The organism is Bacillus sp. 166amftsu (assembly GCF_900107445.1).
In the GTDB taxonomy this organism is placed as follows: Bacteria; Bacillota; Bacilli; order Bacillales; family Bacillaceae_G; genus Bacillus_A; species Bacillus_A arachidis.
In genome coordinates this window covers 1-13,590 of the sequence record NZ_FNQA01000001.1, presented here as the reverse complement: position 1 = coordinate 13,590, position 13,590 = coordinate 1, and the positions used below count along the sequence as shown (strand labels likewise).

Sequence of the window (13,590 nt, the reverse complement as noted above, 5' to 3'; positions counted from 1 at the left end):
TAGTTTTTTAACCTTTTCTAAATAAACCTAATACTTCAACCGTCTCTGTAATATTTACGAATGCTTGCGGATCAATTTCAGAAATGGCTAGTTTCATATCAGCAAGCTCTTCACGCGAAACAACCGTCATAAGTACACGTTTTTTTTCACTTGAATAAGCTCCTTCACCATCAAGAAGTGTAATTCCACGTACCACAGTTGAAAGAAGTCTCTTTTTCATTTCTTCAGCTTGGTTTGTTACGATCATAAGTGTAACTTTACGATGTTTTGTATGGACAGCATCGATTACTTTACCTGTTACATAGATTGAAAGTAAACTCGTTAATGCTACATCCCAGTCAAAGAAAAATCCAGCAATTACAATAACAACTGTATTCAAAATAATGAGAAAACCACCGAGTTTAATATCCCTTTTGCGAGATAATAGCATGCCGATAATATCGAATCCACCGGTGGAACCATGACAATTAAAGACAAGACCAACTCCTGCACCGGCAATTACGCCTCCAAATACGGAAGAAAGAAGTGGGTCTTTTGCGACGATTTGTACTGGAATCCAGTATAATGCTACAGATAATACTATAACAGAGACAACGGTATTAAAAATCACTTTTTTTCCAAGGCCTATGTATCCTAAAATAAGAATTGGTAAGTTTAATACAAAGTTAATAATTCCTGTATTTACAGGGGTTACAATTCCTAAGATAATAGCAATTCCACCAATTCCACTACTTAATATTTTGTGGGGGATGAGGAAAAGATTAAAGGCAACTGCAATAATGATAGAACCAATGATAACTCCAAGAAATCTGACCATCTTTTTCCCGTCCTTCACTAAAAAAATCATATTATTTCAAGATTATATATGAAATTGAAAGCCTTTTGGGAAAACAGTTTATTTAGGGAAATTAGATTAATCAAAAAAATTTGAATAGTTAGTATTGTTGGATAGAGGAGTGTAAAGAAATGGAAATAAAAAGATACCAACAGAAAAGTCCTTTGAAACAGGAGTGTGAGGATACACTTTTTTGTAATGAAGATATGCTAGTTTATGGTGTGTGTGATGGAGCAACACCGCTTACACCATTTCAAGATGAAACGGGGCATAACGGAGCATATCTTGCCTCACATTTATTTGCAAGTCATTTTACATCGCTAAAAGAAGTGACTAGTTTACAAGAGGAAATTGTAAATGCAAACGAAGCGTTACAAGAAAAAATGATAGATTATAGGATTGATACGACGAAGAAACATCATTTATGGTGTACATGTATTGCTGTAGTTCTTATAAAAGATGAAATCATTCAATATGCTCAACTTGGTGACTGTATGATTGTTGCTACATTTCATGATGGAACCATAAAGGTGTTAACAAAGGATACAGTAAAAGGGATTAGTACACGAGCGAAAAGAAAGCGTGAAGTAGATAGGAACAAAGGACGTTCTGTACCGGAAGAACATATATTTAATGACGTGAGACAGCAATTAAAATATAATCGTTATCTTGCTAATATGCCAAATGGATATGCAGTAGCAAATGGAATGCCAGAAGCAATTGAATGGATTCAACAAGGAATATTGTCACGAGGAGAAGTAAAAGATATATTTATTTGTTCTGATGGACTATTTCATGCTGATTGGTCACTGGAACAAACAGTACAATATATCAAAAAATATGGTATACCGGCATATGTTTCAATAATTGAAGAGCTAGAACAAGAGAAACGAATTCGTCCGGATGATAAAACTGCTATTATGATTCATTTGTAAAGGGAAGGGATATAGATGAAAATTCAAAGACCGAAATTCTCTTTTCGAGATAAGCTTAAGCCATTGCAATGTGTAACAAAAATCATTATTCATCATACAGCTGAAGATGGATGGGATGTGTATAAAACACATGAATTCCATCAAAAGGTAAGAGGGTGGAGCGGTATTGGATATAATTATTTTATTGAAGAAGAGGGGACTGTGTTTGAAGGTAGGGGATTATATGTTGGAGCCCATGCAAAAGGATATAATAGTGAAACGATAGGGATTTGTATGACAGGTAATTTTGATAAATATGATCCAACCATAGCACAAATAGATTCTTTACATTCGTTATGTAGAGACTTAATGGAACAATTCTCTATATGTGAAGCACACATACTTGGTCATCGTGAATTAGAAGGTGTTACAAAAACTTGTCCAGGAATACGCTTTTCTATGGTAGAGTTAAGGAAAACCTTATCTCAAAAATAGAGGAGAAGATAATTCATGATGAATGTAAAAATACCAAATGAAAAGAAAGAGGAGCTTGTAGAGCAAATTCAGCAGTTTTTTGAAGAAGAGGACTTAGATACAATTGGACGTTTCCAAGCAGAGCGTTTAATAGAAGAGATGATAAAATTACTTGGACCGTATGTATATAATCAAGCGATTGGAGATGCGAGAAAATTAGTTACAGATAAATTGTCGAACATAGAAGAGGATTTATATGTATTAGAAAAACAGAATGGTAAATAAAAAGAGCTTATAAAAGGCTCTTTTTATTTATGTTCATCTACTTTTTCTGTTACGGTACCGATAGTATGCTTCACAATTTGTATGGAATGTACAAGAGAAGAAATATTGAAAGGTAAATATTTTTTCATTTATCATTCCCCAACAGAAAACTCCCACCTCAAGGAATGGGTAGGACATGGTCTAATGAGTAGGTGGGAGATGAATGGTGGTTAGGTAAAGGCCTAACATTCCTTCTTGCGGAAGAGTCAGTATGAGGTATCGGGATCCGTTCGTTCCTATAGAAGGGAGATGATGCAGGAAGAAGCATTTTTACATATAAGGAATTGTTCCATCATAAAAGTCTTTCCATATGTATACATTTTTGAAGGGTGGTAGAGGAATTTCGACAAAAAAGAAGAAATGATACGAGAGAAGTATTTTTGAATATATTCCGATATCGTTCTCATGCATATCGTGAAAAAAGCATGTAGAAAAACTAAAATAGAAAGTGAGGTGGAAAGTGGTGCTCGTCCATAAAGCGTATAAGTTCCGGATCTACCACATGCCCATCAACCTAACAAGAATAAACTACCCCAAAACGAAAAAAACGAGCTGAATTCTCATAAATAACTATAAAATAATATTTTTTTTTGTTTTAGGGGCAATTCAAAATACTAGCTTGATGACAATGGGGTATTAAAATCTCTTAAGTTGATGGGCATGGGCTGTACCCCTATGTAATAGAAATTACCTAAATTTACATTTAAATTAAAATCTTGCTATATCCTCTTACATATTTTTTAGCAAAGATGACATACTATGTATATGATGCTATTACATTAATAGCTTAAATAATTGTTCATTCAATCGGCAGATAATCCATTTGTTTATCTGTTAAACTCTCTCATACGCTTTTTATTTTCAAAAAAATTTAGTGTTTGGAGGTATAAAAATGAATTTTCAACATTCTAAAAAAGAAAAGAGTAAAAACTCAAAAAGCTTAAGATCTGAAACTACAAAAACTGGACTTCAACCAGTTGAACAAGCCATGAATGGTTTGTACGGAATGCCTGAAACTGATATAGAAAACAAAGAACACCAAAAAACGGAGATTTAAAAAAATAATTAGTATTTAGATACTACTTTTATTATATATATATTATTTCTAATAAAAAACCAAGGGAAATTAATTTTCCTTGGTTTTTTAATTTTATAATATTATCAAGCACCTACTTTTGTTCTTTCTTTTTTTCTCCAAAGTTTACCTGGCCAAAATGCTAATCGTCCTAGAACCACTGTAATGGCAGGGACAAGAAGTGGTCTTACAATGAATGTATCTAATAGTACTCCAATTGCTGTAACAATACCAAATTGAACAAGCACTTGGATTGGTAGTGAAGCTAAAACAGCAAACGTTCCTGCTAAGATTAAACCAGCAGACGTAATAACGCTACCTGTTTGAACCACCCCGTTTTTGACTGCTTCAAGGTGTGGCTGGCTACTTTTGTTTTTCCATATTTCAGAAACCATAAATATGTTATAGTCCTCTCCTAATGCTACCAAGAACACAAATGCATATAGAGGAATCGCCCCTTGTATTGCAGGCGCATCCATACCATAGTGAAGTAGTAACCATCCTGCCCCTAATGCAGAGAAGAATGATAATATCACTGTTACAATTAAGTAGATCATCGCCACAACAGAACGTAAATATACAAGTAATAATAATGCGATAATACCAATCATAACAGGAATAATCACATTTTGATCACGTTCAGTTGTCTGTTTCGTATCGTATAATGTAGCCGTTTCTCCTCCAATCCATATGTGATTATTAGCATCACTTATTTCAGCACTTTTCATTACCTGTTCTAAACTTTTTCTTAACTCAGGGATTTTATTCATCCCCTCAATAGAATACGGATTATCTTTTATTGAAACTTCAAACAATTGTAATTGATTATTCAGTTTTCCTTTTACTGGTTCTGTTACTTGATCTACAAAAGAAATTTTTGTTAATTCTTCTTTGACAGATACATCTTTTCCTTTTGTATCAACAACAATTTGTACAGGTGCTAACTCACCAGGTGAAAAATGATTAGAGATTAAATCAAATCCTTCACGTGAAGGCATATTTTTTGGAAATGATTCTAATAAATCATACGTAAATTGGACACGTGGAACAAATGAAGCCAACCCACCTAATAAGAATAGTGTTAACAGGATAATTGTCCATGGTTTACGAATAACAAGATCTCCAAGTTTTTTACTTAAGAACCCATTCAACTCCTTTAACTTAATTGTTTTCTTTTTTTTCTTAGCATATTCTTCATTTATTTCTATTGTTTTTGGAATGAATGGGAAAAATGCTACTCTCCCCAAAATAGCTAGTAATGCGGGTAAAAGCGTCAATGAGGCAACCCCCATTAGGAATACAGCAACACTAAATGGTACTGCAAATCTATGGAAAGAACCAATATGAGCAAGTAAAAGGGTACCTAATCCAACTACTACTGTAAGAGCACTCATGATAATTGCCCCGCCCGATTCTTTGATAGCAAGTTGCAGAGCTTTAAATTTATTTTGTTCTACTAATAAAAACTCTCTATATCTTGAAATAAGAAATAAACAATAATCGGTACCAGCTCCAAACAAAAGTACAGTCATAATTGAAATTCCTTGTGCATCAGCAATAATCAATCCTTTATCTGCTAAAAATCCTAAAGTTGGACTAATTACCCCGTAAGCAAACCCAACTACAATTAAAGGTAAGATTGCTAAAAGTGGTGAGCGATACAGAAGAATAAGTAAAACTAAAACAAGTAGTACTGTTGCAATAAGTAATTTTACATCAGCCTGACTGAATAAGCTTACTGCATCAGTCTGAATACCAACTGGTCCTGATAGACGAACATGCAGACCAGAATCAGAAATTTTTCTTTTAAAAGGATCATCTGCCAAAGTATCCTTTATAATACGCTGCAATTCATTCATATTCTCTTGAAGAATATCTGTCCCTGCTGTTGTGTTAAAAAATACAGGAGTTACTAGAGACGTACCATCTTCTGAAACACTCTTTGCTAATGTTTGCTGTGGTATTGTATCAAATGGCGGTAACATTGATTGACCTTTTAATGGTGTTTTCTTTAGCTGTTTGTAAGTATCTTGAATTGTCTTAAAGTCATTCGCTTCTAAACCCTTGTCTCTATGCCAAACGATAAGTGCGGGGTTTCCAGCATCATTAGGAAACTCCTGTTTAATTAAACGATTAGCTTGTTGTGACATAGTGTTTTCAGGAAGGTTTGGAGCCGTCTCATCTTCAACTTTATTAACTGCTGGCCATGTAAATGATAAAACCAGGGTTAATAAGACCCATACTAAAAGAGTAATCCACCTTGCTTTTGGTCCCCCAACCAATTGTCCCAAAGTATATAGAGGATGCTTTTTCATAAATATCCACCTTTCTAACTCAACTTTTGCAGTAATTATATATACTAGTCAGTTAATTAATCAAGAACTATTATATGAATATGCTATAATGTTTTTAACTCTGAAAAGTCAGGAGCGAATAGAATTGGAACACAAACAGCGTCCCTTGGGAAGACCACGTCAAAATAAAAATACTATATCTACAAAAGATAAAATTGTAAACATTGCTACAAAATTATTTTTAAATAAAGGATATCAAATTGTTTCTATGGATGATGTTGCTAAAGAATGTGATGTGACAAAGGCAACTGTTTACTATTATTATGCTACTAAGGCTGATCTTTTTACTGATACAATGGTTCAAATGATGGTTCGAATTAGAGAAAATATGTATAGGATTCTTTCATCAAATAAGCCTCTTAAAGAGCGCTTACTTGATGTTGCAAAAATTCATTTAACCGCTACAATGGACATTGATATAAAAAGCTTTATGAGGGATGCAAAGATTTCCTTGTCTGATAAGCACTTAAAACAAATGCAAGATGCAGAAGATAAAATGTATGAGGTATTGGCACAAACTATAGATAAAGCGATACAAGAAGGGGAAATCCCTAAAAGGCACACGCTTTTAAGTGCTCACGCCTTTGTCGCTTTGCTATACGTTGGAGACTACAAAGATGTTGATCAAAATCCCCTTATCCCTGATATAGAAGATTTAGCACAACAAATTGTTGATTTTTATTGGAACGGACTAAGCAAGTCATTATGATTGCTTCTTAATTATTTTTTCTACAATACTCTCTTTTTAATTGATCACAATTCATTTCGGTAAACTTTTAATTAATTCCTCCATTAGGTTTAATCAATTCGGATTAGGTTCATACTAACTTTTGTTTAAATATATGAGAAATGGAGCTGGATTAAATATGGAATTTGAAGGTAGAAACTCTACAGAATCTGCACTTCATCATTATAAGTATGGTTTGGGTTTATTTACTGAGAAAATGCCTAAGCTAGCTGAACAATTTAATTCTTTTACAGAGGAATGCTTTAAAGAAGGCACCTTATCCAAAAAGCAAAAACAGCTAATTGCTTTAGGTATTAGCCTTTATTCTCAGGATGAATATTGTATCATTTATCACATTAAAGGATGTCTAGATCAAGGAGCTTCAGAACAGGAGATCTTTGAGGCAGTGGGAGTGACAGCTGCATTTGGTGGTGGTGCTACTATAAGTCAGGCAGTTACTCTTGTACAAGAATGTATGCAAGAGTTAAAGCAGTAATAAGAATATCATCATGGATTGGGGAATAAATTGCTCGAGTTTATGTGTTACTCTTCTTACACAATAAATAAAAACAAAAAACTTGAGCGTGTGCTAATTCTACTCAAGTTTTTTGTTTTCTCTGTTAGGAATATTAGGTGCGATCTTTTGTCGTTTGGATTATGTGTTGTGAAAATAAATTCTTTTTGCAATAACCGTTGTATAATTCCTGTCACTGTTGGTCTGGCCGAAATATTTACATTCTAAATTCTTAATTTTAAATTTAATATTTGAAAATGTTGTTTCTCCTTATTCATTATAATACCTATAAATGTGTACTATATCATTAAGTACATTAATTCCTGAATCTCTAATTTTTTTATGCACGTATACATTCTATGTGAAATATTCTAATTTTGCATTGGGAAAGAACTTCTCCATATAAGAATATAGATAATTTTTCATATCTTCTTCTTCTTCTTTTTGATAAATATATTTTCCAATTCCGTATTTTCCCCATTTATATCTTCTTTTTTCTTCATCTAATTCCAATTTTGTCATTGGGTAATTTTTTTCAATCACTCTCTTAGCAGGCTTTGTAAAACGATGTTGAATAAATTCAAACGTGATATCATCACGTGCATCAGGGGGTAATTCAGCATTAAGACGCTCAAACATCTGATAGTATCCATCTTTCCAGCCTTCATGAAGATAAATAGGAGCAACAATAAATCCGAGGGGATATCCTGATCTTGCTACCTTTCCAGCTGCCTCAATCCTTTTAGCTAGTGGCGAAGTTCCTGGCTCAAAATTTTTAATAACATAATCAGCGTTTACACTAAACCGAAATCTTGTTTTTCCATTATGCTTTGCATCAAGTAAATGATCTACATGATGAAATTTTGTAACAAACCTCAATTTTCCATACTCGGATTCTCCAAAATGCTCAATTGCGCGTTTGAGGGTATGAGTCAAATGATCAATTCCCACAATATCGGATGTACAGGAGGCTTCAAACCTTGTCAGTTCAGGTGCACGTGCCTCTATATATTTGTCAGCAGCTTCTAGAATTTCGTCTACATTTACATAGGTACGGATATATGGCTTACTTCCCATTGTTGTTTGTAAATAGCAATAATGACAATGGCCCATACAGCCTGTTGCAAACGGAATAGCATACTCTGCTGAAGGCTTTGAGGTATCAAATTTTAGTGTTTTTCTAACGCCCACGACAAGAGTAGATTTTGCTACCCGATACTTTTGAAAATCGTTTTCTCCTGGGAGATCTCTCACTTGATTATGAGAAGTAGTATGCCGAATCTCTACATCCATCTTTGCAAATTTTTCATGAAGCTCTCTCCCTAATGGATAATCCAGTGCTTTGGGTTCAAAGTATACAAGTTTAGGCATAAATGGATTATTCATTCTAGCCTCCCCACTGAAGCATCCCCATAGTAGTAGTTGTAAGCTTGGTTTGCCTCTTCTTCTGTAGAATAAACAGCCATTTCAAGTGAAAGTGGATAATAAGTTTCATAAAGAAACAATGCTAATTCATTAGGAGTATTAGGGTTATTTACAACAGCTGCGGCTTGTATATTTGCTACATCCTGAGTGTGGGGATTGCGATAAAAAACATAGACAATATCTCCAGCATGATAAGTTTTGCTTTCGTTAGATAATTCCATTCTATCACCTTTTCTTTTTATAAAATTTACTACATAAAGTTATTCATTAATAAAATTTTCCCTTTAGGATTTAGAATTATGTCATCTTTATTATGGAAAATTAGGTTCTGGTGCAAAGATAAAACAAAAGAGAATATAGCGCTTATATTTCTAGCGGAATTGTATTTTATGCTGTTAGGGGTCACCATACATGCCCATCAATTTAAGAATTCAGAATTACCCCAAAACGAAAAAATGAGCTTTTTGTTACAAGTTAACACAAAATTTCGTTCTGGGGGTACTATAAAATTTTAGCTTACTAGCGATGGGGCATCGCCAGCATTTCGGAAAAAAAACATGCTAAGCAAAAAAAATAAGCCATCCATATGGATAGCTCATTTACATAATTTCCGAAAGCGGAAATTAAAAGTTTTTAGTTTCTTGCTCACTTAAAGCACCCGTTACTTTAAGTGTATTTCTTCACAATCTTATTTTTAAAATTAGAAAAAGATTTTACTCTTTTTTAAAAATAAAGCCAGTAGTTAATCAACGAGGGTTCAATCTCAATATTTTCTTGATTTAATGATAATAGAAGATGGTCTCCGTTTTTCATTTATTAATTCTGGCATTTTTTCTAATCCTGTTGGAGTTGACTCTGGCTCAATAATTTTCTCAATTACAAGACCGTTGTCTATAAGAGTATTAATTAATGTTGAAATTGTTCTGTGATATTTAACAACACCATCTATCCACCAATGTTCCTTCCTTTTTCCTTCTTCTTGGTAATTATCTAATGCCCAATGTAATCTGTTTCCATTATTATCCTTGAACCAATTATTCATTTCCTTTCGAGCTGTTACTATTGGATGTTCTGTTGAAAAGATAAATTCACCATCATTTTTTAGCAGACCTCTTATTTTCTTAATTAGATGTGAGTAATCTTCTATGTAATGTATAACTAAAGAACTTGTTATTAAGTCGAATTTTTGATTTGGCAAATTAAGTTCTTCTATTGGTACACATATATAATCTATTTTTTCGTTTTTGTTATACATTTCAGCTTGTTCAATCATATTTCTTGAGATGTCCACTCCTATAACTTTCGAGGCACCATTTTCTACACAGTACATAGAAAAATGACCAGTTCCACATCCCAAATCTAATACAAACTTATCTGTAAGATTAGCAATTATAGATTTAATTGCTGGCTGTTCAACAAAATCATTAAAGGTAAATCCAGTTTTACGTAATGACTTATACTTTTTAAAGAAAAACGGATTATCATAAATGTTTTGTTTCATTTTTTGTTTATAGAACCAATAGCCGAAGGTTTTACGCATGGTGTGGGTACCAATGGATTCTACACCAGCAAAATCTCCAGCTTTTTGCAATTGTCGGTACGCTTGGATTTTGCTATAAGGATGCTGACATATTTTCGTCAACTAAAAATTTTATAGAGCCCGCCAGAACGAAAGTTTTATGTTAACTTGCAACAAAGAAGCACATTTTTTCTTTTTGGGATTGATCTGTTTTCTTAAGTTGATGGGCATGGGGTACCGCCACATTGCTATCAAGTTAAAATTTTATAATGCCCCCCAAATGAAATTTTGTATCTCTATAGTTAATTACAACCCTAGTGATTTAGATATTCAGTAGTGTATTCATTTCCTAAAGTTATTTTATAATTAATGATTTAATCGACAGTTCGTAATGCTGGAATTTTAAAGTATATATATAAGGTAAATGCTATTAAAGATAAGGCACCAACCATAATAATAAATTTTATATTTATCTCAAGTGAAAGACTTAATGAAGTCAATCCATAGGAAATGGGTGTTAATCCCATGGAAGAGACTGTTTGAATACTCATTACTCTCCCAATCATTTCTGGTTCAGCTTCATTTTGCACAACAGAAACAGCACATATATTAGAAATTGTCATTGATATCCCCAAAAAAACAACAATAACAACACTTTGCCATAGTTCATTACTAAAACTTAATATCAAGAAACAAAGTCCTACAAACATTTGTGAGGTTAGGCTAAGAATTCCTCTCTTTCTTTTGAGATTTATAATACCAAGGATAATAGAGCCTAGTACCATCCCGATAGCTAAAAACGACATTATAAAACTATAGTCTATTGTTTCTCCCTCCAATATATTTTTAACAAAAATCGGTAATCCTATAGTTAATGGACCTACGAAAAAAAGATTCAAAAATAATGTTTTTAAAATGAAAGCCATTAATATTGGTGCCTTCCTAACATAGCTAATTCCCTCTTTTAAACTTATAAGCAAATGATGCTTATTTTCTTGAGTATTAACAACTTGTTTATTAACTTTAATAAAAAATATAAAGCAACTACCTAAAATCAGCAGGATTGTAATCAAACTAAAAATCCCTGTATAATCAAATCCAACAATTATAAATCCACTTATCATTGGACCCAAAATTGAAGTAGATTGACTTGTAGTCTGAATAATTGAATTCGCCCTTGTTAGAAATTCTTTTGGAACAATAACGGGAGTAATAGAACTAGATGCAGGCCAGAAAAATGCATCCAAAACACCAAAAAATAACGCAAAAATAATTAATGTCCAGAGATGTATCTCACCTGTAAATAACAACAATAAAACTAATCCTCCAATTAATATGGCTTTTGTTAAGTCTGAAAAAAACATTATTTTCGATTGACTTAGTCTATCAGCTAACACGCCGCCTAACAACATAAATAAAATCCGAGGAATTGCTCCAATAATATAAATAATCCCTAAGGAAGCTTCTAAATTTAACTCCTGAACAACGTACCATGCTTCAGCAAAATAAAACATACTGAAACTCAACCCAGAGAAGATGGTACTAATCCAAAGTAATATAAAAGATTTTTGTTTGAATAAAGATTTTACTTTTGTCGTGACTGCAGTTTTTTGTAAAACAGGTTCACTCATCTTTATCCCCTTCCTTAAAATGAGGCTCATCTACTTGGAATCCGACTGTGGCTAAATAAAACCATTCCGCGTCACTATTCTCTATTTCATCAATATCATGGAGTTCTTTTAAAAGATCATGATACTTAGCAACCCATTCTTCAAATCGCTTTTTTGTTGTGCGAATTTCTATTTGACTTGATATTCTAGCCCATTCTTCTGGCTTTTCAGACTGTGTTAAAAAAGCATTTTCAGGAGCTGATAAAGCACGACTCTTTGCTCTCTCTAAAGTTGCAATGGTTAATAACCTACGACTTTCTCCATACTCCGAATGAAAAGGTAATAAGTTATTAGAGGGGATAAAACTTTTAGCAACCGCTTGGTATAGTTTTTGAGTCATATTTCTTTTCTTATTTTCCTCTACTATTTGGACTAAACCATTCTTTTCTAGATCACGTAAGTGATAGTGAATTTTCGAACGTGACAAACCAATAATTTGTGACAATTGTTGCCCTGAACGAGGTTCTTCAATCAAAAAAGAAAGAATTTGAACTCTTAAAGGATCACTTAATGATTTTAATTGTTCATACTCATTTAGAATTAATATATCTTTTTGCGTCATTTAACATGTTCCTTTCTTTTGACTAGTCAGTTTTTATTGACATAAATATAACTGTTTTTTCTGACTATTGTCAATAAAAATAAAATATTTTCTAAAAAATTTAAAAAACGTTATCCTGTTTCTAGAATTATAGGAAAGGATGGCGTTTTTGTATGTCTATTTCTGTATCTGATGAATTACAATTATTTGCTCAAGAAGTTCAAAGCTTCTTATCCCCAAATATCTTACGAGAACTTGCTAGAGATGTTGGTTTTGTGCAACGAACTAGTAAATACCAAGCAAAAGATTTAGTCGCTTTATGTGTATGGATGAGCCAAAATGTCGCTACAACTTCTTTAACTCAGTTATCTAGCTGTTTAGAAGCATCAACAGAAGTGCTCATCAGTCCGGAGGGACTGAATCAACGATTTAATAAAGCGGCTGTCCAATTTTTACAACACATATTGGCTGAACTACTAAACCGAAAATTAGCCTCATCTATGCCGATTTCTTCTCCATACACTTCTGTTTTCAAACGTATTCGTATTTTAGATTCAACTGCATTTCAACTCCCGGATGTATTTTCATCGGTTTATCCAGGTGCAGGAGGATGCAGCCATACAGCTGGGATAAAAATTCAACTTGAGTATGATTTGTTAAGTGGACAGTTCCTACATATTCATACAGGTCCAGGTAAACAACATGATCGCACTTACGGCTCTCTGTGTGCCCCAACTGTGACGGCGAATGATTTATGTATCCGAGATTTAGGTTATTTTCATTTAAAAGACCTTCAGTATATACAAGATAAAGAGGCCTACTATATCTCTCGTATCAAGTCGAATACACGTATTTATCAAAAAAATCCTAACCCTGATTATTTTCAAGATGGAAGAATTAAGAAAAGTACAGAGTATATACAGTTAGATATGGAGGTCTTAATGAACTCTCTTCAACCAGGACAAACATGTGAAATAGCTGATGCTTATGTAGGAATGATTGATAAAGTGCCAGCTCGTGTAATTGTTCATCGATTAACAAAACAACAGCAACAAAAACGATTACAAGATCAAGCCGTAAGAGAAAAAAAGAAAGGAATGAAGTATTCTCCTCATAGTAAACGACTCAGTGGTATCAATGTATATATGACAAACACCCCTACAGATATTGTCCCGATGGGACAGGTACATGACTGGTATTCTTTGCGTTGGCAAATCG

14 protein-coding genes and 1 pseudogene are annotated in these 13,590 nt (G+C 33.3%); 7 read left to right on the top strand and 8 right to left on the bottom strand.

Annotated features, from left to right (window positions below; genetic code table 11):
- Positions 1–7 precede the first annotated feature (7 nt).
- Entirely contained in the window at positions 8–847 is an 840-nt protein-coding gene (locus BLV40_RS00080; protein ID WP_139265429.1) for a YitT family protein, read from the bottom strand.
- Between the two features lie 119 nt (positions 848–966).
- Here BLV40_RS00080 and BLV40_RS00075 point away from each other — a divergent pair, with 119 nt between their 5' ends.
- The 4 genes from BLV40_RS00075 (at position 967) to BLV40_RS00060 (ending at position 3,604) form a co-directional block, all read left to right on the top strand.
- Positions 967–1,770, top strand: a complete 804-nt coding sequence (locus BLV40_RS00075) for a protein phosphatase 2C domain-containing protein (protein ID WP_026592691.1) — start codon at positions 967–969, stop codon at positions 1,768–1,770.
- A 15-nt stretch (positions 1,771–1,785) separates the two neighbouring features.
- Positions 1,786–2,244, top strand: coding sequence for a peptidoglycan recognition protein family protein (locus tag BLV40_RS00070; protein WP_026592692.1), 459 nt, complete (start codon positions 1,786–1,788; stop codon positions 2,242–2,244).
- A 15-nt stretch (positions 2,245–2,259) separates the two neighbouring features.
- Positions 2,260–2,508 (top strand): DUF2164 domain-containing protein, encoded by a 249-nt coding sequence (locus BLV40_RS00065; RefSeq protein WP_026592693.1) that lies wholly within the window; start codon positions 2,260–2,262, stop codon positions 2,506–2,508.
- A gap of 931 nt (positions 2,509–3,439) precedes the next feature.
- Positions 3,440–3,604 carry a DUF4021 domain-containing protein gene (locus BLV40_RS00060; protein WP_081811062.1) on the top strand — a complete coding sequence of 55 codons (165 nt, stop codon included), beginning with the start codon at positions 3,440–3,442 and terminating at the stop codon, positions 3,602–3,604.
- 104 nt (positions 3,605–3,708) lie between these two features.
- Here the strand turns inward: BLV40_RS00060 and BLV40_RS00055 are convergent, their stop codons facing one another.
- The gene (locus BLV40_RS00055; RefSeq protein ID WP_090686900.1) at positions 3,709–5,937 is read right to left on the bottom strand and encodes an MMPL family transporter; all 2,229 of its coding nucleotides are present in this window, start codon (positions 5,935–5,937) and stop codon (positions 3,709–3,711) included.
- A 124-nt stretch (positions 5,938–6,061) separates the two neighbouring features.
- Here BLV40_RS00055 and BLV40_RS00050 point away from each other — a divergent pair, with 124 nt between their 5' ends.
- Both BLV40_RS00050 and BLV40_RS00045 read left to right on the top strand, forming a co-directional pair.
- On the top strand, positions 6,062–6,685 hold the full coding sequence (locus BLV40_RS00050) for a TetR/AcrR family transcriptional regulator (protein WP_026592695.1): 624 nt from the start codon (positions 6,062–6,064) through the stop codon (positions 6,683–6,685).
- A 157-nt stretch (positions 6,686–6,842) separates the two neighbouring features.
- Entirely contained in the window at positions 6,843–7,199 is a 357-nt protein-coding gene (locus tag BLV40_RS00045) for a carboxymuconolactone decarboxylase family protein (protein ID WP_026592696.1), read from the top strand.
- Positions 7,200–7,303: 104 nt separating this feature from the next.
- On the opposite strand, the pseudogene BLV40_RS00040 reads toward BLV40_RS00045, so the two are convergent.
- From BLV40_RS00040 to BLV40_RS00010, 6 genes and pseudogenes are all read right to left on the bottom strand, one after another.
- Positions 7,304–7,432, bottom strand: a pseudogene (locus tag BLV40_RS00040) (MarR family transcriptional regulator); the annotation flags it as partial.
- 142 nt (positions 7,433–7,574) lie between these two features.
- Positions 7,575–8,603, bottom strand: coding sequence for a spore photoproduct lyase (gene splB, locus BLV40_RS00035; RefSeq protein ID WP_090686898.1), 1,029 nt, complete (start codon positions 8,601–8,603; stop codon positions 7,575–7,577).
- The gene (locus tag BLV40_RS00030; RefSeq protein WP_026592698.1) at positions 8,600–8,863 is read right to left on the bottom strand and encodes a transcriptional regulator SplA domain-containing protein; all 264 of its coding nucleotides are present in this window, start codon (positions 8,861–8,863) and stop codon (positions 8,600–8,602) included. The genes splB and BLV40_RS00030 overlap by 4 nt, the downstream gene beginning before the upstream one ends.
- Before the next feature lie 542 nt (positions 8,864–9,405).
- Entirely contained in the window at positions 9,406–10,143 is a 738-nt protein-coding gene (locus BLV40_RS00020; RefSeq protein WP_090688247.1) for a class I SAM-dependent methyltransferase, read from the bottom strand.
- Positions 10,144–10,535: 392 nt separating this feature from the next.
- The gene (locus BLV40_RS00015; RefSeq protein ID WP_090686895.1) at positions 10,536–11,792 is read right to left on the bottom strand and encodes an MFS transporter; all 1,257 of its coding nucleotides are present in this window, start codon (positions 11,790–11,792) and stop codon (positions 10,536–10,538) included.
- The gene (locus tag BLV40_RS00010) at positions 11,785–12,393 is read right to left on the bottom strand and encodes an ArsR/SmtB family transcription factor (protein ID WP_090686893.1); all 609 of its coding nucleotides are present in this window, start codon (positions 12,391–12,393) and stop codon (positions 11,785–11,787) included. Before BLV40_RS00010 ends, BLV40_RS00015 begins: the two co-directional genes overlap by 8 nt.
- Positions 12,394–12,545: 152 nt before the next feature.
- On the opposite strand from BLV40_RS00010, the gene BLV40_RS00005 reads away from it, so the two are divergent.
- The coding region (locus BLV40_RS00005; protein ID WP_090686891.1) for an IS4 family transposase at positions 12,546–13,590 on the top strand (1,045 nt) is incomplete at its 3' end.